Here is a 21,637-nt window from a genome sequence, read left to right as displayed (position 1 = left end):
AGAAACGCTTGGGAGAACGATGGCATGACAGGTGTGGCAGCGTGGCATCTCTGGGTCATTCTCGGGTTGATTCTGGCGGGGCTTGAGTTGCTGGGAGCGCAATTCGTGCTGCTGGCGTTGGGGGTCAGTGCGCTGAGTGGCGCTCTGGCATCCGTTCTCGGGGCGGGGCTCAATGTCCAGCTGATCAGCGTGGCGATCACGGCGCTGGTGGTCGTGCCGTTGTTCGTCCGCAAGATCCATCCCTATCTGTTGCCCAAGACGCCCTACGGTACCCTGGGCAGTGGCGCGGAGACCGGCCAGCTGGCCAAGGTGATCATCGGCAACGGCGGCAAACTTGCCGTGCGCGTGTCAGGCAATGAGTATCCGCTACGCTGGGAGGGGGAGACGAAGCCGGCAGCGGGGGACACGGTCAGGATCCTCAGCGTCGAAGGCATCACGCTCTGCGTGGAGCGCGTCGAGTAATCTGTCTCAAGGTCCGCCTCGCCGTCCTGGCGGTCGGGCAAGTGGTGATATCACCATTCATTCGGGCGGCAGGAAGCTGCCCAGTTCAAGGGAGTTGAGCAACATGATCATCAGTCCGGGTCTCATCATCATTCTCTTCATCGTGGCGCTTGTCGTCATTCTGCTGGCCAAGGGATTGATGATCGTCCAGCAGTCCGAAGCCGTCGTGATAGAACGGCTCGGCAGCTACAGCCGTACTCTGGAATCCGGTATCAATCTGGTCGTGCCTTTCATCGACAAGCCGCGCTCGATTACCATTCGCCGCTATCGCCAGATCAAGGGCGACAATCTGCCGCTGGTGGTCGAGGAGACGCGCATCGACCGTCGTGAGACGGTGATGGACTTTCCGGGACAAAGCGTGGTGACGACGGACAACGTGACGGTGACCGTCAATGGCGCTCTCTATTTCCAGATCGTCGACCCCAAGCGCGCGGTCTATGAAGTGGAGAACTTCACCCAGGCCATCGAGGTGCTCGCCAAGACCAGTCTGCGTTCCGAGATCGGACGAATGGAGCTCGACAAGCTGTTCGAGAGTCGCAAGGAAGTGAATGATGCCTTGCAGGTCACCATGGATGAGGTCGGTGACAAGTGGGGCGTCAAGGTCACCCGAGTCGAGATCCAGGACATCAGCATGCCCGATGAAGTCGAGGATGCGATGCGTCTGCAGATGGCGGCCGAGCGCCGGCGTCGTGCCACCGTCACCGAGGCCAATGGTCAGCGCGAGGCGGCCATCGCCACGGCGGAAGGTGAGAAGCAGTCCGCGGTGTTGCGCGCCGAGGGCGACAAGCAGGCCTCCATCCTGCGTGCCGAAGGTGAGCGCCAGGCCATCTACCAGCTGCGTGATGCCATCGGGGCGGAAGATCCGCAGCTGGTGGTGGGCTACATGCTGGGACAGAAATACCTGCAGATGCTGCCGGACATGGCCCGTGACGGTGATCGAGTCTTCATCCCCTATGAAGCCTCGGCGCTGCTCGGTGCGATGGGCAGCTTCCGCGAGCTTGCCAATGAAGTCGGTGAGCCCACCAATGCCGGCAATGAAGGGCTGAGACGAGCCCGTCAGATGATGACAGGGGAAGCGGGACTCGGGTGATGCTCGCCGTTCACGCCAGGTTCGCTCACAGGGGCGTACCTGCAGGGTGGCCTCCCCATGTCGTCATCGCCGATGTTTCATGACTGAACCCCCTTACTGAATATTCAGGAGCAAGACCATGTCAGCGCAGACTCAGGATCACGAAGGTTTCCTGCAAGCGGCCATCGAGGAGGCCGAGAAGGGCCATGCCGCAGGTGGCGTACCGATCGGCTCGGTACTGGTCCACGATGGCAAGATCATCGGGCGTGGCCACAACCAGCGTCAGCAGAAGGGCAGCACGGTACTGCACGGTGAGATGGATGCGCTGGAGAATGCCGGACGTCTGCCGGCGAAGGTCTATCGCGAGTGCGTGCTCTACACTACCTTGTCACCGTGCCCGATGTGCAGTGGCGCCATCCAGCTCTACGGGATTCCCCATGTCGTCGTGGGTGAGAACAGGACCTTCATGGGCGCGGAAGACCATCTGCGCGCTCAAGGCGTCAAGGTGGACGTCGTGGACAATGCGCGTTGTCGGGAGCTGATGGAGACATTCATCCGCGAACAGCCGGAAGTATGGAACGAAGATATCGGAGAGTGATCAGAGAGTCGTCAGAGAAAAGAAATGGTGTTCGTTAACATTTTCATGCTACTGAAAGGGCGATTTGCTTGAAAAGCTGCCAAGCGAGCACCATGTTGAAGTCATCCAAGCGTTTGAACACGCTTTCGCTTGCATGAATACTCGACCTTTGTTGCAATGCTTTGCGCAGGAAACAAGGGGCTGATGACTCCCCACCTATCAAGGAGAAGACGATGAAGCTCAAGCAATGGATGATTCCCGCACTGGCCGCTGGCCTGTCCCTGGCCATCGCCGGTTGTGACAATGGCGATACCGACAAGGCCGCCCAGCAAGCCGAGACGTCTGCAGAGCAAAGCGCAGAGCAGGCTGAGCAGAGTGCCGATCAGGCTGCTGAAGCCGCTGCTGCCGAGATGGACCAGGCTGCAGATGAAGCTGCTGCTGAAATGGACGACGCGGCTGACAAGGCTGACAACATGGCCGATGACGCAGCGCAGTCCGCTGACGCCATGGGTGATGAAGCTGCCGCCGAGAGCGATGATGCCCTCGATGCGACCAAGAACGCCGCCAGCGAGACTTACGAGTCCGCCAAGCAGGGTGTGAACGATGCCGCTGACGCCACCGCCGATGCTGCCAAGAACGCCTACGACTCCACCAAGGAGCAGGCTGCTGAACTGACCAACTCCGCTGAACAGCAGGGTGATGACGCTGCGGCAGAAGCCAACGCCGAGATCAATGAAGCTCAGAAGGCGGCCAACGAATCCGTTGATGACGCTCAGCAGTGATCGTTTGAGGCAATGCCATCACTCACGTGAGTGAATGTCCTGCCTGCAACGCCGCGGCCCCGTGCTGCGGCGTTGTGCGTCTTGCTCTCATGCCGTCCTGAAGCGATGTAGAGCCATCGCTCTGGCGGAGGCAGCGGACACAGAAACGCCCGCCAATAGGCGGGCGTTTCTGTGTCTTGCCATCATCAGACCACCGATGAGGGTGGACTGACCGGAATGATCAGATGATCAGACCGGCTTGATGTTTGCGGCCTGAAGGCCTTTCTTGCCCTGGGTGACGTCGAAGGAAACCTTCTGGCCGTCCTGCAGGGACTTGAAGCCTTCTGCCTGAATTTCAGAGAAGTGCGCGAACAGGTCGTCGCCGCCGTCGTCCGGAGAAATGAAGCCGAAACCTTTGGTGTCGTTAAACCACTTGACTGTGCCAGTTGCCATGATTCTTTCCTTGCTTACGTGATGATGTTGGTGGTCTGCCCATCAGACCGGATTGCGTTGGTGCGGCTAGGGGGAATTCCACCAGAGAGACGCGTTACGTCCTGCGACGACATCCTTTCCTGCTTGACCTACGCCTGCAGTAGAAACTGCACATGTTCGCATCTTGACCGAATAGTCAGTCGTCGTATTGGCGACGTCTGCCTGCTCAAGTAGGATGCGTACACAGAGCCAACATAGATGGAAATGCCATGAAGGTCCAGAACGTAGATTACCGCTCGGCCGATGCTGCCGAAAAATTTGTCGAATCCCTGCGCACGACAGGCTTCGGCGTGATTCGCAATCATCCGATTTCTCATGAATTGGTCGAGAAGATCTACGCTGAATGGGCGGAATTCTTCGCGAGTGCCGACAAGCTGGAGTGGCGCTACGACCCGAAGACTCAGGATGGTCTCTTCCCGGCGGATGTCTCCGAGACCGCCAAGGGGCATACGGCGCGGGACCTCAAGGAGTACTACCACATCTATCCGTGGGGAAAGATTCCGGACAGCCTGCGCGAGAATGCCATGGAGTACTACCGTCAGGCAGAAGCCTTCGCCGCGGAGCTCCTGAGCTGGGTGGAAGCGCATTCGCCCGCTGAAGTGGCCGAGCTCTATCGTGAGCCGCTCTCCAACATGATCAAGGACAGTGGGCAGACGCTCTTGCGCGTCCTGCACTATCCGCCGATGACCGGTTCGGAAGAGCCGGGTGCCGTGCGTGCCGCTGCCCATGAGGACATCAACCTGCTGACCGTGCTGCCTGCCGCCAATGAGCCGGGGCTGCAGGTGATGGATGTCGATGGTGAATGGATGGACGTGCCCTGTGATCCGGGTCAGCTGGTCATCAATGTCGGCGACATGCTCCAGGAAGCCAGTGGCGGCTATTTCCCGTCCACCACGCATCGCGTGATCAATCCGACCGGGGAAGGGTGCAGTCAGTCGCGTCTGTCCCTGCCGCTTTTCCTGCATCCGCGTCCACAAGTGGTGCTGTCTGACAAGCACACCGCGGATTCCTATCTCAAGGAACGTCTGCGCGAACTGGGCGTGATCTAGGCTTCGGTGACGACACGACAGGCTTCAACGCCACCCGCGCGGCTGCGTGGGTGGCGTTGTCGCGTCTGGACGAGGCTTGCGGGCACGAGAGGCTTGATTCCCGCCCGCCAAGACCGCATTGACTGTATTCGCAATCATGATCTGCCGTTTCACGGCTAAGGCTGTACAGATGACCGCATCGCCCGTCGTACAGGACACGCACTCCAAGACCATGGGCTACCTGCTGTGGATCTTCGGTTTCCTCGGCGCCCATCGTTTCTACTATGGCAAACCGGTCACCGGCACCATCTGGCTGTTCACCTTCGGCCTGCTGGGGATCGGCTGGCTGATCGACCTGTTCCTGATTCCCGCCATGGACCGCGAGGCGGATTTCCGCTTTCGTGAAGGGCCAATCAACTACTCGCTGAGCTGGATTCTGCTCACCTTCCTGGGCGTATTCGGCGTCCATCGCATGTACATGGGCAAGTGGCTGACCGGGCTGATCTATCTGTGTACCGGTGGGCTGTTCTTCATCGGCGTGCTCTATGATTTCTGGACGCTCAACGAGCAGATCTCCCAGGAACAGGCCCGCTGATCCACCTTCGGCAAGCGTCAGTGCCGCATCGGTCCCGGGAGGTGGCTCCGGGACTGTCCGGACGCCGCCGACCTTCAGTGCAGGCGGCCTCAATCACAAGGATGTTCACATGATCTGGCTCAAGGCTTTCGTGGCGGCTTTTCTGGCGACCCTGATCTTCCATCAGGGGCTGTTCGGGCTCTTCTATCTGGCCGATATCCTGCCCAAGGCGCCCTACAACATGACCCCTGCCGGGCCGCTGGGCGTTCCGTCAGTGCTCTCGCTGGCCTTCTGGGGCGGGCTATGGGGACTGCCGCTATGGGCGCTGGTACGCCGCAGCACCGGCATGAGCCACTGGCTGATCAGTCTGGCTTTCGGTGCCGTCGGTCCGACGGCAGTGGCCATGCTGGTCGTCTTCCCGCTCAAGGGCATCGCCGTGGTGCCAATGATGATCATCGGCGGGCTGATTCTCAATGGTGCCTGGGGGCTCGGTACCAGCCTGCTGATGCGCGTGCTGGGTGAACGTCCGGCCCCTGGTGGCCGCCCGGCAGCATGATGGCAGACCTCCCCTGGGAAATGTTGGCGATGGCCTGGGCGGCCGGGTTGTGCATCCCGCTGGGTGGGGTGATCGCGCAACTGGAGCGTAGCCACGAAACCCACGTCAAGCGCAGCTGGTTGGCTGGCATCACGGCGCTGGGGGGAGGCATCCTGCTGGCAGCGGTCGCGTTGGTGCTGGTGCCTCGCGCCATGGAGTCCCTGTCCGTCCTACCTCTGCTCGGGCTGTTTCTGCTCGGGGCGCTCGTCTTCATGCAGCTGGATCGCTGGCTGGCCCGCAGCGGCGACGCCAGGGGACAGCTGCTGGCGATGTTGATGGACTTCATCCCCGAGGCGATCGCTCTCGGGGCCCTGGCATCCGCCTCACCTGCGGCGGCCATGCTGATGGCGCTGTTCATCGCCGCGCAGAACCTGCCAGAAGGTTTCAATGCCTATCGGGAGCTGGAAGGCGCTGGCCTCACCGCGCGACAGGGACTGGGCGCCTTCCTGCTGCTGTCATTGCTCGGTCCGCTGGCGGCCTTCTCCGGCCATCTGTGGCTGGCGGATGCTCCCCGGTTGCTGGGCGGGCTGATGGCCTTCGCGGCGGGAGGCATCCTGTATCTGATCTTTCAGGACATCGCCCCCCAGGCGCGGGTGGTGCATCACTGGTCTCCACCGCTGGGGGCCACGCTGGGATTCATGATCGGCATGCTCGGTGAACGTCTGGTCGGCTGATGGCAGGCGATCCGCTTGCCGACAGCAGGACTGACCGACATCGGTATTGCCATGTGTCTGCTCTTTCTTCCCTGTCACGTCTCACCACGGATATCTCATGAGCGAACACGCCAAGGACAGCGGTCTCACCGCATTGCTGGAAGAGCTGGACCGCGAGATAGAAGGCGACATCTCGCTGGGTGCCATACTGGAACATTTCAATTCACGCGGCTTCGGCCCCTTGCTGGTGTTGCCGGCGCTGCTGGTTCTGCTGCCGACCGGAGCCATTCCGGGCGTGCCGACCACCTGTGCGCTGTTCATCGGGCTGATCGCCTTCCAGCTGTTGCTGGGCCATCGCACTCCCTGGTTGCCCAGACGGCTGGCCAGCTTCAGTTTCGAGCATGAGCGCCTCACCCATGGCGTGCAGCGAGCGCGTCCCTGGACACGGCGCATCGACCGATTGCTCAAGCCGCGGCTCGGTTTCATGACACGTGGCATCGCCTATCGTCTGATCGCTGCACTGGCCATTCTGCTGGCGGCCACCATGGTGCCGCTGGAGCTGGTGCCGTTTGCCTCGGCACTGCCCGCCGCGACGCTGTTGCTGCTCGGGCTGGGGCTGATCGGTGAGGATGGCGTCGTCATTCTGCTGGCATTGGCGGTGCTGCTTGCCGATGTGGTGGCGGGATTGTGGCTGGTCGGTTGAAGGCGCTGCCCCTGCGGCGCCTCGGCGCCCGGGGCGGCTCCCCCGAAGGCATGAGTGATTCTCAGTGGAAGGGATCACGCCGAGATGGGGGCGAGGGCGGCAGTTGAGCGACGAGGATGGGCTGGCGGTCTGAAGGTTGTCAGCGATGACTTTTCAGGCTCGCATCCCTCGCTTAGACTGGACATCCGTTCATGCCGCAGGGCGTGGAGAAGTCCGTCACAAGGATATGCGGCATGTTTGACTTCATTCAGTTCGATACCGCGTTCTGGTCATTCGTGGTGGCCATCACGCTGCTCACCGTGACCCCCGGAGTGGACACCCTGCTGGTGATTCGCAACACCCTGCGTGGCGGCCTGCGCGACGGGGTGCTCACCAGTGTTGCCATCTGTGCCGGACTCTTCGTGCATGCCCTGGTGTCGTCGGCGGGGATCTCGCTGATTCTTCTGCAATCCGCCTGGGCCTTCTCGGCACTCAAGCTGGTCGGTGCTGCCTATCTCGTATGGCTGGGGATCAAGAGTCTGCTCAGTGCGCGCCGCACTCGCGGGCTGGATATCCAGGCCGATGTCGCGCGGCAGCGGGTCTCTCTCTGGCAACCGTTGCGCGAAGGCTTCCTCTCCAACGTGCTCAACCCCAAGACCGTCGTCTTCTACATGGCGTTCCTGCCGCAGTTCATCGCACCGACCGACCCGGCCATTCTCAAGTCGCTGTGGTTGGCAGGTGTCCACTTCGTGATCGCCAACCTGTGGCAGATCGGTGTGGCGGTGATGGTGGGCGGTGCCGGACGCTGGCTGGCCCGACCCCGTGTCGCCAGCTGGATGGAAGGCATCACCGGCACCGTGATGGTGGCACTCGGCGCGCGCCTGGCCCTGAGCCGCTGACGGCGGCGTCTGACATCTGCACGCGGCCCTTTGCGGGCACGAGAGCACTCACTGCGACGGAGAAGCCGGGGATGAACGCCTTATCCCTCACGCCACATGGATCCTGCTACGCTGACCCTTGCCTCCTTCCTCAAGATCGTGACCCATCTTGAGTCTCGTGATATCAGCGATGTCTACGATTCGCGTGTCCAGCAGGTACAGGTGCTCTATCACGGCTACACCGTCGACTTCCGTCATCAGTTGTGGCGTATCCAGGAGGAGTCGGTGTGTGCTCGGCTGAGCAAGACCGGCAGCGCGGCGGAGCAACGTGATTGCTCACGCATGGCCAGCCGTCTGTTCGTCGAGACCTGTCACGCCCTGCAGCAGAGGGGGCGTGCTGCCCATCTCGACACTCGCACCATGTATTGCAAGGCGGCCGCCACCTACAAGCCCCTGCGCGACCCCTATGCCGGGATGACACCTGCCCAGCGTGAGGCGCGCAAGGCGCTGGAAGCTGCCCAGAAACGTGCGGAACGCGCCTGCAATCGTTATGTGCTGGATGCGCTGTCGAGCAACTCACTTGAGGTGCTGCGTCTGCGTCAGCGCTACTGTCGTGAAAGTGAGCGTCTGTCCTCGCGACTCAAGGGCCCTTGAGTCCGGACGCTCACCGCTGTCGCGTGGCCGGCCGAGTGTGGAAAGGCCGCGTGAGTGGATGAGGTATGCTGTCGTGAAGATCACGATGGTTCGTGTCGTCATTACATCAAGACCGGCCGCACGTCAGGCTGGCAGAAGCAGGGAATGCTAACCAATGAGTCCTTCCTACACCTTGCGTCGCCGGCTGGCCGGGGCGGGTATCGTCGTCTTGCTGCTCGTGGGGCTGGCGGCCTGGCTGTTTGCCTTCGAAGAGGGACGCTGGGTGGGCCGCGTCACGTCCCGGCCTGAGACCTTGAACCTGGAAGCCGTCGAACAGGGCAATCTGCCGGTCAATCAGTTCGTGTCGCTACGCGATCACTGGGCGGTCTATCGCGAACATGCCGAGACCTTTCGTCTGGATGCGGCTGCCGAAGGTGGGCAGCGTATCGAGACGCTCTATTACCCGGTGATCTCGGACATGAACCCCTATCTGCTGGAGCTGGCAGGATTGTCACGCGCCTTCGGTGGCATCGATGGCATTCCCTCGGACGAGTGGCCGCGCATCGAGCGCATGGGCGTGCTGGTGCGTACCGATTCCGTCCAGAGTCTGAAGAACGTCCCGCCGCTCATCGAGTTCCCGGATGGCCTGTTCGGTACCGTGCTGCATGCCGAGACGGACCTCCCCGGAGACGAGCGCGCCCTGTTGAGTGAACGCTGGCCGGACATCGACCTGTCGCGGGTGATCATCATCAATGCGGGCCATCGTCCCGGCAATGTCTGGAGCATGATCGCCTACGGGCTGCTGGGGAGCGTCAGCTGGGCAGGGGGGCTGATACTGGCCTGGCGCCTGTGGCGCCGCCCTCGCGTCAGCCATTCGGCTCGTCACTCGGATGGGGCTCGCCAGACACCCCATGAGACCTCGCCCTCGACATTTCCCGCGAATCCCTCTCTCGCCCGCAAGGACGAGAACTGGAAGGGCAGTCAGCGCGACAGCGGTGATGGGCGTCCGCTGAGCTATGCCGAGGCGCTGAATCGCTACGCTCCCCAGCATGAGGAAGCTCCCCGACAGGGCGACGGCCAGACGCCACCGCTATCGGGAATCCATGCCCGACGCGATGATTGAGCCGTAGCGGAGACGCACGACGACAACGCCAGCCCTGAGGCTGGCGTTGTCGTGTGTGACGTCATGAGTGGTCTGTCAGCGCGTGCGCTGGACGTTCGGCATGATTCTCTTCAGCGGCGGTCCACCAGCGCGGTGGTGTAGGGCTGATTGACCTCGCGCTCACTGACCACTCTGACGCCGTCGCTCGTGCCCTTGGCCAGCGACTCGAAGATGACGCGATACGCCAGTACTGCCTTGACGTACTCACGGGTTTCCTTGAAGGGAATGCGCTCGACGAAGCGGTCATATTCGCGCGGGGTATCGGCCAGCCAGCGATCCACGCGGCCCGGGCCTGCGTTGTAGGCCGCCGCTGCCGCAAGGCGATTGCCGGAGTAGCGGTCCAGCATCTCGCGGATATAGGTGCTGCCGAGGCGGATGTTGGTGTCCGGGTCACCGAGCGCGGCATGGCTGGGCGTGGCAAGCCCCAGGTCACGACTGACCTTGGCCGCCGTGCCCGGCATCAGCTGCATCAGCCCACGGGCACCCACGGGCGAGGTGGCGGTAGGATTGAAGGCACTCTCGCGACGCGCCAGTGCCATCAGCATCCAGGGGTCCACGCCGGCGTTGGCCCCATAGCGCTGGAAGTCCTGCTGCCAGGCGGGCGGGAAGCGCCAGGACAGGCCATCCCACAGCTTGCCGCGAATGGTCGCGAACACGGTCAGGTCATACCACTGCTGCTTGAGGGCGTAAGCCGCCAGGCGACGCGCGCCGGCGTCATCGGCCTGGCTCACGGCATTGAACCATTCCGAACGCGCCAGACCGATCTCATCGATCTCCATCAGCGCCCTGACACGCCTGACGGCCGGGGTGCGGGCAATCTCTGCCAGTTGCGCATCATCGAAGGTCTGGTCATCGCGATTGAGCGAATAGGCCTTGCCGATCCGGTCCGAGGCGAGGAAACCATAGAAGTTGCGTTCGCCACTGGCGCGTGCCCAGGCGGCACGTGCCTCATCCCGGCGTCCCAGGCTGTCATCCGCACGGCCCAGCCAGTACTGATACCGGGCTTCGCCACTGAAGCGTTCCGGCATCTTGAGGACCCATTCGCGTACCTCGCCCCAGGCGCCATCGCGAATGGCATTGCGCATGCGCAGGTCGAACAGCTCCTCATCATCGAGCATGGCCAGGCGCTCATCCACCCAGCCCTGGTTGTTGGGAATGTCACGTACCAGGGAATACCAGGCCAGATCACGCTCGACCTCATGACGCTGCTCATCGCTCAGCGGCATGTGCGGGCTGACCTTGCGCCAGGCCTCCAGGGCTGCCTCGGTATCCGCGCGCACGAAGCCATGCATGGCAGCGACACTGAGCGCGGCAAAGGCATGCCCACCGTGACCCAGATCGGTCGGAATCCGGGTAATGGCGGCAAAGTTGCCATCCAGCTGCTCACGTGCGGCGATGGCCTGCTGCCAGTTGCCCGACAGCTGGCGTTCCAGGTAGCTGACCATGCTGCCCTGACCGGCGGCCCAGGCGAGCATCATGCGTTCCCAGACGGCCTGATCATCGATCACGCCACGTTCGCGCAGCGTCGAGAACAGCGGGTCACAGGCGGAATCCTGCGAGCCCGAGACATGCCAGAGTTTCAGGCCGCCTTGCGAGGCGCTGGCGAAATCATTGTTCAGCTGTGCCGTGTAGTAATGGCACTGACGGCTGGCGCCGGCCGGCACGCCATCGCTGACCTCTAGCAGAGCGTCATGGCGTCCGGTGCGCCCGTAGGCCGAGATGGCCTGGCCGCGCATCCACTCCGCCAGGGGGGAATCGGCGTGACGCTCCATGAAGGACAGGACTTCCGCCGGCGTTGCGTAGGGCAGGCGTGCCTTGAGCTGGTGATATTCGATATAGCCTTCCAGCACATGGCCGTTGACGGCGACCTGCTGGATATCCTGGAAGCGCTTGGCTCGGGCATCCTCCAGCGCAGCGCGGAAGCTCTGATCACTGGGAGTGGCCGCTTGCAGCGGCAGGCTGAGGCCCAGCAGCAGACCCAGGCTTGTCAAATGGCGCAACGATGTGAAGCGGCGCATGGCGCGGGCGCCGCGGCCCGATGGGGGAACGAACTTGCCTAGTGTCACCTGGAGACTCCTGCGATGAACGAGGTGAAGAGGGCTGAGGCGTCGCCCGCATCTTGCGTAGACGCCCCAGTGCCCCGATGTCGTGTATCAGGGGTTGCAGAGATAGCACCCATTGAGGGCTATCGTGGCAGCCGATGACGAGGAATGACAGTGTCGATGGATGCTGACAGTCACAATACATGCAATACCTGCGATACAGGCAATGTACGAGGAGTGTTCCCATGGGCAAGGCAATGTGGTTGACCCGCCTGTTTGGTCGCCGACACGTATTGGGCAAGGCCGGAGCGGCATTGCGTACACTCGTTCCGCTGTGCCGTGACGTGATCAGTGGACGTTATCGCCCGGTGCCGTGGAAGGCGCTGGGACTGGCCGCAGGTGCGTTGCTCTATCTGGTCTCGCCGCTGGACCTGATCCCCGACATGCTGGTGGGGCTGGGGATTCTGGATGATCTGGTGATCGTGACCTGGTTGCTCGGCAAGCTCGATGATGCGCTGGCCGACTATCGCCTGTGGCGCGGCGAGGTCCCCGACTCCGAGCCTTCCGATCCCTCGGCGCCCTGACGGCGCTGGCTGACCATGCGATGCCAAGGCACTGCCCATTGGCCGCATGGCGGCGATGAGGATCACCTGTCATGCTCGTGAGGGATCATCAAACACCAGTTTGAACCGCGTCGTGCCGGTGACATGCACACGCGCCCTGGCGGACGATGCCTTTCATGACGAGTCTCGAGGAAATCCTGCATGCTGATCTATGCCTGTCTGCTTTTCGCGGCGCTGATGCTGGTGCTGACCAAGGCGCCCGTCGCCTGGGCCCAGCAACGTACCGGACGCTATGACAACCATGACCCCCGCGCGCAGCAGCGCGAACTCACGGGCTTCGGGGCGCGTGCGCTCGCCGCGCATCAGAACAGCAACGAGGCGTTCCCGCTGTTTGCCGCCGGGGTGCTGGTGAGTGTCATCGTCGCGCCCGGCGCGCCGATCGCCACCACTCTGGCGGTGATCTTCGTGCTGGCGCGTCTGGGGTACTGGGGCTGCTATCTGGCGAATATCGCGCTCTTGCGCTCCCTGCTGTGGGGCGTCGGCTATCTGGTCTCCCTCGCGCTGATCGCGATGCCGCTATGGATGTGACGGCGTCGGAGGCGACGAAAGACGGGCCGCACAGTCTGCTGGGGCTGGCCGTCAATCGCGCTGACGTGCCGGCGGCGGGAGGAGGGCTGGATGACGCCAGCTGGGTGAGGGCGCTGACGGGGTTCGTGAGCTTCATTCCGCATACCGCGAGATTGCAGGTCAGTGTCGATGAGGTCGCCGCGCCGGCCGTGCGCATGACGTTACCCTGGCAGGCGGCACTGGTGGGGGACCCGCATCGCCACCTGGTGCACGGCGGTGTACTGACGATGTTCGCCGACACTCTGTGCGGCAGTGCCGTCCTGACGGGCCTTGAGCGTCCGGAAGTCTGCCCGACGCTGGATCTGCGTCTCGATCATTATCGTCCCGGGGTGGAAGGCATGGCGTTGATCGGCGAGGCACGCGTCCTGCGTGTCACCGAGTCGATGGTCTTCACCGAAGCGCAGATCTGGCAGCAACCGGGCAAGCTTCTGTGTCGCGCCATCGGCAACTTCGTTCGCCTGGGGGCGCGCAATACGCCTCCGGGATTTGGCGAGGCGCTGATGGCCGCCGCGCAGGGTCGCCCATCGGCCGGGGCGGCCGGCTCTGTCATCGATGGCCCGCAGAAGACCGCTGACGACGAGGCGCTCCCTGCCGTGTCGCAGCCGGTCGTCAGCCGTCCGGGGGACGGGCTGCAGCATGCCCGGCGTTTCGTCGAAGGCCAGCGCACCCGAGGGGATCTTGCCGACCTGCTGGCAAGCCTGCCCTACGCCAGAGCCATCGGACTGGGCCTGTGCTCCCTGGCGCCCTCCTCGTTGGCAGAGGATGACCCGCTGCCGACCACCCCGCTTCGCTATGCGATGGCCGCCATGCCCGAGAACGTCGGCAACCCCATGTTGCCCGCCGTGCATGGAGGCGTGCTGGCGGCCGCGATGGAGACGGCCGCCACGCTCGAGGTGCTGCGCTTGAATGGCCGTGGAGGGCGTCAGGCGCGTCTGCCCAAGTTGATCGATTTCTCCATCGATTATCTGGCCACGGCGCGGGGTGAGAGTGTCACGCGCATCGATTGTGAGGTGCTGCGCGAGGGGCGGCGCATGGCCAACGTGCGCGTCAGTGCTTGGCAGCACTCCAGTCAACGGCCGGTCGCCAGTGCGCGCATGCATTTCGTGCTGGAACCTCTGGCAAGAGAACAAGAGGCCTGATCCTCAGCCACCTTCGTCAGCGACACCTCAGGGCACCCCGCGCGGGTGCCCTGTCGTCTCACGCCTGGCCTGACGGAACCTGCTGAAGGAATCAGCGCGACGCCGAGCGCAATATGCTGCCTCTAGTGCCTTGAAATCGTTCATCCTTGCCCCATATCTGGTCCACGAGAGCGTGACTCGACCCGTCCCCGAGAATGACGGGCGAGCCTTCGCCACCACCTTGCAGCGGTGACGCAGGTTGCCGCCGGTTTCCACATCAGGCACAGACATAGAGGGGTCCTTCACGATGACCACCGCCACCCACACCGAAACGCATGGCTTCCAGACAGAAGTGAAGCAGCTGCTTCACCTCATGATCCACTCGCTGTACTCCAACCGCGAGATCTTCCTGCGCGAGCTGGTCTCCAATGCCGCGGATGCCTGCGACAAGCTGCGCTACCAGGCGCTGGACAACGATGCCCTTTACGGCAACGACAGCGAGCTGCGCATCGAGATCGAGCACGATGCCGACGCGAAGACCATCACCCTGCGTGACAACGGCATCGGCATGAGCCGCGATGACGTGGTGGCCAATCTGGGCACCATCGCGCGCTCCGGTACCGCCGAGTTCATGAAGAACCTGTCAGGTGACCAGCAGAAGGATTCGCGTCTGATCGGTCAGTTCGGTGTCGGCTTCTATTCCGGCTTCATCGTCGCCGACGAGATCACCGTGCGCACCCGTCGCGCCGACCTCGATGCCGACCAGGGTGTCGAGTGGAAGTCCCGTGGCGAGGGCGAGTTCAGCGTGGCGGACATCGAGCGCGCCGAGCGCGGTACCGAGATCGTGCTGCACCTCAAGGACGATGCCCTCGAGTTCGCCGATGAGCATCGCCTGCGCAATCTGGTCACCAAGTACTCCGATCACATCGAACTGCCGGTGCGCATGCAGCGTGTCGAGAAGGACGAGGAAGGCAACGAGCAGATCCACTGGGAAACCGCCAACTCCGCCACTGCGCTGTGGGTGCGCTCCAAGTCCGAGGTCAGCGACGAGGAGTACAAGAACTTCTACAAGCACGTCTCTCACGACTTCTCCGACCCGCTCAGCTGGAGCCACAACAAGGTCGAGGGCAAGCTCGAGTACACCAGCCTGCTGTTCGTGCCGGGTCGTGCGCCGTTCGACCTCTACCAGCGTGATGCCGCGCGTGGCCTGAAACTCTACGTGCAGCGCGTCTTCATCATGGATGACGCCGAACAGTTCCTGCCGCTGTACCTGCGCTTCATCAAGGGCGTGCTGGACACCAATGACCTGTCCTTGAACGTCTCGCGTGAGCTGCTGCAGCAGGACCCGCAGGTCGACAAGCTCAAGTCCGCGCTGACCAAGCGTGGCCTGGACATGCTCAAGAAGCTGGCCAAGGACCCCGAGCAGTACCAGACCTTCTGGAACCAGTTCGGCTCCGTGCTCAAGGAAGGCCCGGCGGAGGACTACGCCAACCGCGAGAAGATCGCCGAGCTGCTGCGCTTCTCCACCACGCATACTGACAGCGCCACTCAGGATCAGTCGCTGGCCCAGTACGTCGAGCGCATGAAGGAAGGTCAGAGCAAGATCTACTATCTGGTCGCCGACAGCTTCAACGCCGCCAAGTCCAGCCCGCATCTCGAGATCTTCCGCAAGAAGGGCATCGAGGTTCTGCTGCTGACCGACCGTATCGATGAGTGGCTGATGAGCCACCTCACCGAGTTCGACGGCAAGTCCTTCGCCGACGTCGCCAAGGGCGATCTCGATCTCGGCGATGTCGAGAACGAGGAAGAGAAGAAGGCCCAGGAAGAGACTGCCAAGGCCAAGGAAGATCTGGTCAAGCGTGTCAAGGAAGCGCTGTCTGATAGCGTTCAGGAAGTGCGTATCACGCACCGTCTGACCGATTCCCCGGCCTGCGTGGTGCTGCCGGAGCACGAGATGGGCTACCAGATGCGCAAGATGATGGAAGCCGCTGGCCAGCCGCTGCCGGAAGTGAAGCCGATTCTCGAGCTGAACCCGGAGCACGCCCTGGTCTCGCGTCTGGAAGGCGGCGAAGGCGACTACTTCACCGACCTCGCTCACGTGCTGCTCGATCAGGCCATCATCGCCGAAGGTGGCGCGCTGGAAGACCCGGCCGCCTACGTGCGTCGCCTGAACGGCATGCTCAGCGCCTGAGGCGACTGACCGAACACGTCACGTGGAGGCTCGAATGCCCGTCGTGACAGGTCGTTCGTGACCGGTCATGCTTGACGTGATGCCCCCGCAGCCTCGGCTGCGGGGGCATCGTGCGTTTCAGGCATCGTGCGTTTCAGGCATCGTGTGTTTCAGGCATCGTGTATTTCAGCAACCGTGCCTGTCAGCCTGTCAGTCTTTCGTGTCGCTGGCGATGAGATGGGCTTCTCCAGACGGCATTTTTGGGGTTTCATGCAGCCTCATGAGATACGCTGCCAGTGATTATGCGTCTTGGATGTGTCCATTCTCATCACATGTCTCATCACATGAGCGCCGCGCATGACCTACCTGCTTTCCTGTCGACTCCCGAACCGCCGTCAGTCCCTGCAGCCTCTCGCGATGGCTCGTGGCCTGCTGGCCGCCGGCGAGCGACTCCTGCGCCGTTTTGCCAGGTCACGCATGCAACGTCGATCCGGCCTCTGCCTTTTGATGGTGGTGATGGCCGTGTGCTCGGTCGCCGAGGCGGCACGCCTGGATGACGAGCTGCTGGTCAGGGACACCACCCATCAGATGCCGGACCTGCGTGTCCTTGCTGCCGGCAATCCACGCAAGGTCGCCTTCTTCGAGCTGATGATCCCGCTGGTGGTGGCCCAGAATCAGCGTCTTTCGGAACAACGTGACTGGCTGCAGGCGATGCGTCGGCGAGCAGGCGAGGCCGGCAGAGACTACAGCGAGCGTGAGCAGGAGCGATTGAATGCCCTGTGCGAACAGGCGCAGCAGCGCTGCAGCGTCAGCGCCGCGGACATCGGCATTCCCTGGGACGACCTGCTGGCGAGCATCGATACCCTGCCACTGGACATGGTAATGGTACAGGCCATCGAGGAGTCCGGCTGGGGGACGTCCGGTCACGCCCGCAACGCCAACAATCTGTTCGGCATGCGCTGCTTCACCTCCGGCTGCGGTACCGGCCGAGCAGGGCGTGAATATCAGCGCTTCGAGAGTCTGGAGGCGGGGCTGGCCGCCTATTACCAGAACCTCAATGCCAACCCGCGTTATGCCAGGATGCGCCAGCTGCGGGCCCGCCTGCGCAATGCCGGTGAACGGGTGCGCGCCGAGGATCTCATCCCGATGCTGGGCGCCTATTCGACCCGGGGCGAGGCCTACTTCGCGACGCTCAATGAGCTGTTGCGCTGGAATCGCGGCCTGATCCGTACCGTGCGTGAGCGCCTGGCGGCCAATGGTGTCTTGTCGTGAGCCCTGGTGCTGGATATCGTCCTGCGTGAATCGCTTGTCCCACGGTCTGACAGAAGGGATCATGCCCCGATGCATCTGAGCAATGATCAACGGCGGATTCTCGCCCACCCCTTTCCCTCGCGACTGCGCGATCGCACGCCGGCCACCAGTGCCGAGAACAGCGATTGCGTGGTGGTGCGAGCCTGTGCCGGCAGCGGCAAGACCGTCCTGATGGTGGAGCTGGCGCGGACCTATGCCGATGAGATCCTCATCTATACCTCACTCAACCCGGCGGTCGCGGGACGTACGGCCAGCCAGCTGCCGGCCAATGTCCAGTCCCTGTCGTTGCACCAGCTGGCGCGTCAGGCGCTGCAGGAAGAGTACGGCGACAAGCTCAAGCGGCAGCCGGACATCACGCGCAGACTGTCGCCCCAGAGCCTCAACTGGCTGGGCAGCCTGTCCAGTCAGTCGCGCAGCCTGATCGCCCAGGGACTCAATACCTTCTTCACGCTGAGTGATGCCGTGCCCATGCCGGAGCATCTGCCGGAGGGCTGCGCCGACCGCTTGAGCGCCAATGAGCTGCGCCAGCTGGTCGAGAGCATGCGACTGGTGTGGGAGTGCCTGCTGGACCCGGCGGACCATCAGCAGGCGCTGTCCTTCAATGCCTTGCTCAAGCTGTGGTCCCAGCATGGTCAGTCGCTCGATGCCGATCTGGTCATGCTGGATGAGGCCCAGGACGCCACGCCGGCGCTGCTGGCCATGCTGAGACGCCAGCGCTGTGATCTGCTGCTGATCGGCGACCCACACCAGAGCCTGGCACGCCAGGCCGAGGGACTGAGCTCGCTGGATTCGCCGCTGCTTGGCGATGCCACCGTCTACTCCCTGCCGGGGGCCTGGCGATTCGGGCCGTCATTGGCCGCGCTGGGAACGCGTCTGGCGGCCTGTTCCCCGACCTCGCGTGAGCAGGCCATGAGCGGTCTCGGGCCTGCCACGCGTCTGGCGGCACCGGGTGTGCGTGAGGCCTTGCTGACCGCCGGCGCGCGACATGCCGTGATCAGTGCCGGGCCCATCGCGGCGCTGGGTGAAGCGCTGGCACTGCATCAGCGTGGCATCGCGGTGGCATGGCTGGACGGCATCGAAGGCTATCCACTGGCGGGTCTGCTGGACCACTGGCGCCTGTGGCGCTGCCACCAGCTGGCGGAGCAGGGCGACAGGCACGAGCAGCAGCAATGGTGGCGTCAGTTGCCGCCAACACTGACGCGGCTTGGCCAGACCCCGGCACAGGTGCTGGGGGCTCTCGCGCGTCTCGATGATCATCAGGCGCGCAGCCTGCACGAGCTGGCTTCCTGGTACGCGCAGGCGCCGCTGGATCAATGGATCGGTGAGTTGCGCAGGCAGGATGGTGATCTGCAGGCCGCCATCCTGGCCGACCAGACCGTCACGCTGCCTTGCGTCATGCTCGGGACCGTCTTCCGCGCCAAGGGCCTGGAGTTCGATTGCGTCGTGCTGGCGGATGACCTGATGTTGCCCGGTGAACGACAGCAGCTTGCCAATCAGGTGCTGGTCACCAATCTGACCTACACCGCAGCCACGCGGGCACGACAGCTGCTGGTGCTCAACGAGCGGCTGAGCCACTGGTGGCAGGCGCAGGCCGAGAGTGAGCGCTTCCCTCTGATCCAGGAACTATCCGCCGAGATGCTGGCGATGTGGCGTCCGGCCGCGGGGGGGCAGGCGGCGGGGGCTGCCCATGGCAGCCGTGCCCCTCACCCCTGGTGGGGGCGTGCGCGGCTGGCCGAGCTGGCCCTGACGCCCCGCAAGCGTCTGATGCTCAAGCGGGCTCATCAGGCCGTCGACGAACCAGTGCGACCGACTCGGGCCGCCGCCGAGCACCGACAGACCGGTGCCGAGCTGGCCCCCGACGTGCAGACCCGGCCTCGTCACGACGACGGCCTCCAGGCGCTGGAGCGTCAGGCGCACAGGGACAGCACGGCGCGCAAGCTGTATGACATGGCCAGCCAGTTGCCGCCGGGGCGTCCGCCAGGGGGGCTGCGTAGCCTGTTGACCCCTGAAGCGCCTCCCGCGACAGCCCCTGGGGCTGGCCGTGACGAGGAGCGTGGCTCCCGTGAATCCCCGGATGGGGTCGTCACGCCCCCGCGTCTGCGCGACCCGCTTTCCGATGAATGAATCCAGCGAAGACAGCCTGGCTGTCGGAGATAACGTGCCTGATCTGATGTCATTGAGCTTCAACAACCGCTACGCCCGTCTGCCGGAGCACTTCTTCAGTCGTGTTGCGCCGCAGCCACGTCAAGGCACTCGCCTGGCCGATGTGAGTCCTGACTGCGCCCGGCTGCTGGGCCTGGACTCGCTGGTGGCGGAAATGGCGTCAAGCCGGGAGGATCGCGAGTCACTTCGCCTGCTGATGGCGGGGGAGCGCCTGCTGCCGGGCATGGACGCGCTGGCCCAGAAGTACACCGGGCACCAGTTCGGTCATTACAACCCGCAGCTGGGCGATGGGCGCGGCATGCTGCTCGGTGAGCTTCAGACCGAGAACGGCAGCGTCTTCGACCTGCATCTCAAGGGAGCCGGGCGTACGCCATATTCCCGCTTCGGTGATGGGCAGGCGGTGGTGCGCTCCAGCGTGCGCGAGTATCTGGCCAGTGAGTACATGGCGGCGCTGGGCATCCCGACCAGTCGCGCGCTGGCATTGGCGGTGAATGCCGAGCAGGTCCAGCGCGAGACGCTCGAGCCCGGTGCCACCGTGCTGCGGGTCTGCGAGAGTCATCTGCGCTTCGGACATTTCGAGTGGCTGGCGCACTCCGGCCGTCACGCCGACCTCAAGACGTTGATCGACCACGCCCTGCGGGAGCACTTCCCTGAGTGTCTGCCCGACACGGAGAAAGGGGCATCGCGCGCAGGTGAAGCGCCCAGCGCGCCGCTGGCGGATGAGACGCGCATCGCCGCCGCGCTTTTGATGTTCGAGACAGTGATCACTCGCACCGCGAAGCTGATCGCGGCCTGGCAGGCGTATGGCTTCGTGCATGCCGTGATGAACACCGACAACATGTCGCTGTTGGGGCTGACCTTCGATTATGGCCCCTATGCCTTCCTCGATGGCTACGAAGAGAATCTGATCCCCAACCATACCGACCAGGCCGGGCGCTATGGGTTTGCCCAGCAGCCGGGCATCGGGCTCTGGAACCTGGAGCGCCTCGGGATTGCGCTGTCCCCGCTGATCGATGTGGAAGCGCTCTCCGCCGCGCTGGGCGCCTATGAAGGCGAGTTGCAGCGCGAATATGCTCGCCTGATGCGCGCGCGTCTCGGGCTGCCGGATTCTCGGGATGAGGACATGACACTGGTGCAGCAATGGCGTGAGCTGCTGGCGGCCGGCAAGGTGGATCACACCCACGCCTATCGTCTGCTCAGCCATTGGGATGTCACGCAGGCCGCGCCGGAAGCGCTGGTCGTGCGCCTGGCGGGCGAGCGTGGGCCGCACGGCAATTCGGCACAGGCGCGCGATGAAGCCTCGGCCTGGCTTGCACGCTATCAGACACGTGTCATGGCCATCGGGCTCTCCGCCGATGATGAGCGCCAGCGGCGCCTCGCCATGCTGGGTGTGAACCCGCTCTACGTGCCGCGCACGCATCTGTTGCTGGAAGTGATCGCGCGGGTCGAGCAGGGCGATGACACGACGCTCGAAGCGTTCCGTGAGCGCCTGAGTGCTCCGTTCCATCGTCCTGAAGAGGGCAGTCTCGAGGCGGCGCAGGCACTCGGTCAGGCGCAGGGTGTCGAGGCGGAACTCGTCGATGACTGGACACGCCCGCCGGCGGCGAATGCCGCGCCGATCTGCATGAGCTGCTCTTCCTGAGCCGCGCCTGGCGAGAGGGCTGGACCGCTTTCTGACAGTGCAAGCGCTGGCCGAGCATCCGCTGGGCGCAATGCCGGGATCATGCACTGGTACTCACCTCGGCGCCATCACGAGGGGAGGCTGCTTCGGTGGCATCCCGTTTCCCGTGGCAATGGCGGCAACAGCCATAAGCTCGAGATTATGCGATGCATAACACAAAGCTGAGCTATTCTTGGAAGGGCCTGATTCACAAACTCATTGGAAATCAGTCGCTTGGCGAGATGTGGAGTGTCGTTCAGGCATAAGCTCACTGTTATGTCGCGCATAACGTTAGCTTTATGATTGATTTTATTGCCTTTTTTGCAATGCAGCGCTTGACCCTGATACACCGACGAGAAAAGACTGATACTGGACACT

At 63.4% G+C, this 21,637-nt stretch carries 21 protein-coding genes; 19 read left to right on the top strand and 2 right to left on the bottom strand.

The window, feature by feature from the left end; translation table 11 throughout:
• The first annotated feature begins 24 nt into the window (after positions 1-24).
• From ACZYGA_RS04430 to ACZYGA_RS04415, 4 genes are all read left to right on the top strand, one after another.
• Positions 25-462 carry an NfeD family protein gene (locus ACZYGA_RS04430; RefSeq protein ID WP_141392150.1) on the top strand — a complete coding sequence of 146 codons (438 nt, stop codon included), beginning with the start codon at positions 25-27 and terminating at the stop codon, positions 460-462.
• Positions 463-565: 103 nt separating this feature from the next.
• A complete protein-coding gene (locus tag ACZYGA_RS04425; protein WP_077372286.1) occupies positions 566-1,591 on the top strand; it encodes an SPFH domain-containing protein in 1,026 nt (341 codons plus the stop codon).
• A gap of 118 nt (positions 1,592-1,709) precedes the next feature.
• Positions 1,710-2,168 carry a nucleoside deaminase gene (locus ACZYGA_RS04420; protein WP_077372290.1) on the top strand — a complete coding sequence of 153 codons (459 nt, stop codon included), beginning with the start codon at positions 1,710-1,712 and terminating at the stop codon, positions 2,166-2,168.
• 212 nt (positions 2,169-2,380) lie between these two features.
• Entirely contained in the window at positions 2,381-2,929 is a 549-nt protein-coding gene (locus ACZYGA_RS04415; protein WP_065392582.1) for a hypothetical protein, read from the top strand.
• Positions 2,930-3,157: 228 nt separating this feature from the next.
• On the opposite strand, the gene ACZYGA_RS04410 is transcribed toward ACZYGA_RS04415, so the two are convergent.
• Positions 3,158-3,361, bottom strand: coding sequence for a cold-shock protein (locus ACZYGA_RS04410; RefSeq protein ID WP_043335501.1), 204 nt, complete (start codon positions 3,359-3,361; stop codon positions 3,158-3,160).
• A 248-nt stretch (positions 3,362-3,609) separates the two neighbouring features.
• Here ACZYGA_RS04410 and ACZYGA_RS04405 point away from each other — a divergent pair, with 248 nt between their 5' ends.
• The 8 genes from ACZYGA_RS04405 (at position 3,610) to ACZYGA_RS04370 (ending at position 9,566) form a co-directional block, all read left to right on the top strand.
• The gene (locus ACZYGA_RS04405; RefSeq protein WP_077372292.1) at positions 3,610-4,449 is read left to right on the top strand and encodes an isopenicillin N synthase family dioxygenase; all 840 of its coding nucleotides are present in this window, start codon (positions 3,610-3,612) and stop codon (positions 4,447-4,449) included.
• A 169-nt stretch (positions 4,450-4,618) separates the two neighbouring features.
• Positions 4,619-5,023 carry an NINE protein gene (locus ACZYGA_RS04400; protein WP_077372295.1) on the top strand — a complete coding sequence of 135 codons (405 nt, stop codon included), beginning with the start codon at positions 4,619-4,621 and terminating at the stop codon, positions 5,021-5,023.
• Positions 5,024-5,132: 109 nt separating this feature from the next.
• On the top strand, positions 5,133-5,558 hold the full coding sequence (locus tag ACZYGA_RS04395) for a hypothetical protein (protein WP_077372298.1): 426 nt from the start codon (positions 5,133-5,135) through the stop codon (positions 5,556-5,558).
• Complete coding sequence (locus tag ACZYGA_RS04390) at positions 5,558-6,271, top strand: ZIP family metal transporter (RefSeq protein ID WP_479398448.1); 714 nt, start codon at positions 5,558-5,560, stop codon at positions 6,269-6,271. The genes ACZYGA_RS04395 and ACZYGA_RS04390 overlap by 1 nt, the downstream gene beginning before the upstream one ends.
• 97 nt (positions 6,272-6,368) lie before the next feature.
• A complete protein-coding gene (locus ACZYGA_RS04385) occupies positions 6,369-6,953 on the top strand; it encodes an exopolysaccharide biosynthesis protein (RefSeq protein ID WP_084209094.1) in 585 nt (194 codons plus the stop codon).
• A 233-nt stretch (positions 6,954-7,186) separates the two neighbouring features.
• Positions 7,187-7,831: a LysE family translocator gene (locus ACZYGA_RS04380; RefSeq protein WP_077372304.1), complete on the top strand. Its 645-nt coding sequence runs from the start codon at positions 7,187-7,189 to the stop codon at positions 7,829-7,831.
• A 96-nt stretch (positions 7,832-7,927) separates the two neighbouring features.
• Positions 7,928-8,464 carry a hypothetical protein gene (locus ACZYGA_RS04375; RefSeq protein WP_077372307.1) on the top strand — a complete coding sequence of 179 codons (537 nt, stop codon included), beginning with the start codon at positions 7,928-7,930 and terminating at the stop codon, positions 8,462-8,464.
• A 154-nt stretch (positions 8,465-8,618) separates the two neighbouring features.
• Positions 8,619-9,566: a hypothetical protein gene (locus tag ACZYGA_RS04370; protein WP_479398444.1), complete on the top strand. Its 948-nt coding sequence runs from the start codon at positions 8,619-8,621 to the stop codon at positions 9,564-9,566.
• A gap of 110 nt (positions 9,567-9,676) precedes the next feature.
• Here ACZYGA_RS04370 and ACZYGA_RS04365 read toward each other — a convergent pair whose 3' ends face one another.
• Positions 9,677-11,671 (bottom strand): transglycosylase SLT domain-containing protein, encoded by a 1,995-nt coding sequence (locus ACZYGA_RS04365; RefSeq protein ID WP_240499570.1) that lies wholly within the window; start codon positions 11,669-11,671, stop codon positions 9,677-9,679.
• Between the two features lie 221 nt (positions 11,672-11,892).
• On the opposite strand from ACZYGA_RS04365, the gene ACZYGA_RS04360 reads away from it, so the two are divergent.
• The 7 genes from ACZYGA_RS04360 (at position 11,893) to ACZYGA_RS04330 (ending at position 21,241) form a co-directional block, all read left to right on the top strand.
• A complete protein-coding gene (locus ACZYGA_RS04360) occupies positions 11,893-12,231 on the top strand; it encodes a YkvA family protein (RefSeq protein ID WP_240704169.1) in 339 nt (112 codons plus the stop codon).
• A 180-nt stretch (positions 12,232-12,411) separates the two neighbouring features.
• Positions 12,412-12,798 carry an MAPEG family protein gene (locus tag ACZYGA_RS04355; RefSeq protein WP_077372316.1) on the top strand — a complete coding sequence of 129 codons (387 nt, stop codon included), beginning with the start codon at positions 12,412-12,414 and terminating at the stop codon, positions 12,796-12,798.
• Entirely contained in the window at positions 12,789-13,976 is a 1,188-nt protein-coding gene (locus ACZYGA_RS04350; protein WP_479398443.1) for a PaaI family thioesterase, read from the top strand. The genes ACZYGA_RS04355 and ACZYGA_RS04350 overlap by 10 nt, the downstream gene beginning before the upstream one ends.
• A 286-nt stretch (positions 13,977-14,262) precedes the next feature.
• On the top strand, positions 14,263-16,146 hold the full coding sequence (gene htpG, locus ACZYGA_RS04345; protein WP_279855072.1) for a molecular chaperone HtpG: 1,884 nt from the start codon (positions 14,263-14,265) through the stop codon (positions 16,144-16,146).
• A gap of 336 nt (positions 16,147-16,482) precedes the next feature.
• Positions 16,483-17,397 carry a glucosaminidase domain-containing protein gene (locus ACZYGA_RS04340; RefSeq protein WP_077372321.1) on the top strand — a complete coding sequence of 305 codons (915 nt, stop codon included), beginning with the start codon at positions 16,483-16,485 and terminating at the stop codon, positions 17,395-17,397.
• A 69-nt stretch (positions 17,398-17,466) separates the two neighbouring features.
• Entirely contained in the window at positions 17,467-19,560 is a 2,094-nt protein-coding gene (locus ACZYGA_RS04335) for an AAA family ATPase (RefSeq protein ID WP_479398441.1), read from the top strand.
• Positions 19,553-21,241: a protein adenylyltransferase SelO gene (locus ACZYGA_RS04330; protein WP_479398439.1), complete on the top strand. Its 1,689-nt coding sequence runs from the start codon at positions 19,553-19,555 to the stop codon at positions 21,239-21,241. The genes ACZYGA_RS04335 and ACZYGA_RS04330 overlap by 8 nt, the downstream gene beginning before the upstream one ends.
• Positions 21,242-21,637: the final 396 nt, after the last annotated feature.

The organism is Cobetia sp. BL01, from assembly GCF_056493605.1.
Note: the sequence above shows the minus strand (reverse complement) of the source record. Positions and strands in the feature narration are given on the sequence as shown.

Bases quoted from the DNA above. Each gene is read 5' to 3' on its own strand.
- ACZYGA_RS04430 (WP_141392150.1), top strand. From the start codon at position 25: ATGACAGGTGTGGCAGCGTGGCATCTCTGGGTCATTCTCGGGTTGATT.
- ACZYGA_RS04425 (WP_077372286.1), top strand. From the start codon at position 566: ATGATCATCAGTCCGGGTCTCATCATCATTCTCTTCATCGTGGCGCTT.
- ACZYGA_RS04420 (WP_077372290.1), top strand. From the start codon at position 1,710: ATGTCAGCGCAGACTCAGGATCACGAAGGTTTCCTGCAAGCGGCCATC.
- ACZYGA_RS04415 (WP_065392582.1), top strand. From the start codon at position 2,381: ATGAAGCTCAAGCAATGGATGATTCCCGCACTGGCCGCTGGCCTGTCC.
- ACZYGA_RS04410 (WP_043335501.1), bottom strand. From the start codon at position 3,361: ATGGCAACTGGCACAGTCAAGTGGTTTAACGACACCAAAGGTTTCGGC.
- ACZYGA_RS04405 (WP_077372292.1), top strand. From the start codon at position 3,610: ATGAAGGTCCAGAACGTAGATTACCGCTCGGCCGATGCTGCCGAAAAA.
- ACZYGA_RS04400 (WP_077372295.1), top strand. From the start codon at position 4,619: ATGACCGCATCGCCCGTCGTACAGGACACGCACTCCAAGACCATGGGC.
- ACZYGA_RS04395 (WP_077372298.1), top strand. From the start codon at position 5,133: ATGATCTGGCTCAAGGCTTTCGTGGCGGCTTTTCTGGCGACCCTGATC.
- ACZYGA_RS04390 (WP_479398448.1), top strand. From the start codon at position 5,558: ATGGCAGACCTCCCCTGGGAAATGTTGGCGATGGCCTGGGCGGCCGGG.
- ACZYGA_RS04385 (WP_084209094.1), top strand. From the start codon at position 6,369: ATGAGCGAACACGCCAAGGACAGCGGTCTCACCGCATTGCTGGAAGAG.
- ACZYGA_RS04380 (WP_077372304.1), top strand. From the start codon at position 7,187: ATGTTTGACTTCATTCAGTTCGATACCGCGTTCTGGTCATTCGTGGTG.
- ACZYGA_RS04375 (WP_077372307.1), top strand. From the start codon at position 7,928: ATGGATCCTGCTACGCTGACCCTTGCCTCCTTCCTCAAGATCGTGACC.
- ACZYGA_RS04370 (WP_479398444.1), top strand. From the start codon at position 8,619: ATGAGTCCTTCCTACACCTTGCGTCGCCGGCTGGCCGGGGCGGGTATC.
- ACZYGA_RS04360 (WP_240704169.1), top strand. From the start codon at position 11,893: ATGGGCAAGGCAATGTGGTTGACCCGCCTGTTTGGTCGCCGACACGTA.
- ACZYGA_RS04355 (WP_077372316.1), top strand. From the start codon at position 12,412: ATGCTGATCTATGCCTGTCTGCTTTTCGCGGCGCTGATGCTGGTGCTG.
- ACZYGA_RS04350 (WP_479398443.1), top strand. From the start codon at position 12,789: ATGGATGTGACGGCGTCGGAGGCGACGAAAGACGGGCCGCACAGTCTG.
- htpG (WP_279855072.1), top strand. From the start codon at position 14,263: ATGACCACCGCCACCCACACCGAAACGCATGGCTTCCAGACAGAAGTG.
- ACZYGA_RS04340 (WP_077372321.1), top strand. From the start codon at position 16,483: ATGACCTACCTGCTTTCCTGTCGACTCCCGAACCGCCGTCAGTCCCTG.
- ACZYGA_RS04335 (WP_479398441.1), top strand. From the start codon at position 17,467: ATGCATCTGAGCAATGATCAACGGCGGATTCTCGCCCACCCCTTTCCC.
- ACZYGA_RS04330 (WP_479398439.1), top strand. From the start codon at position 19,553: ATGAATGAATCCAGCGAAGACAGCCTGGCTGTCGGAGATAACGTGCCT.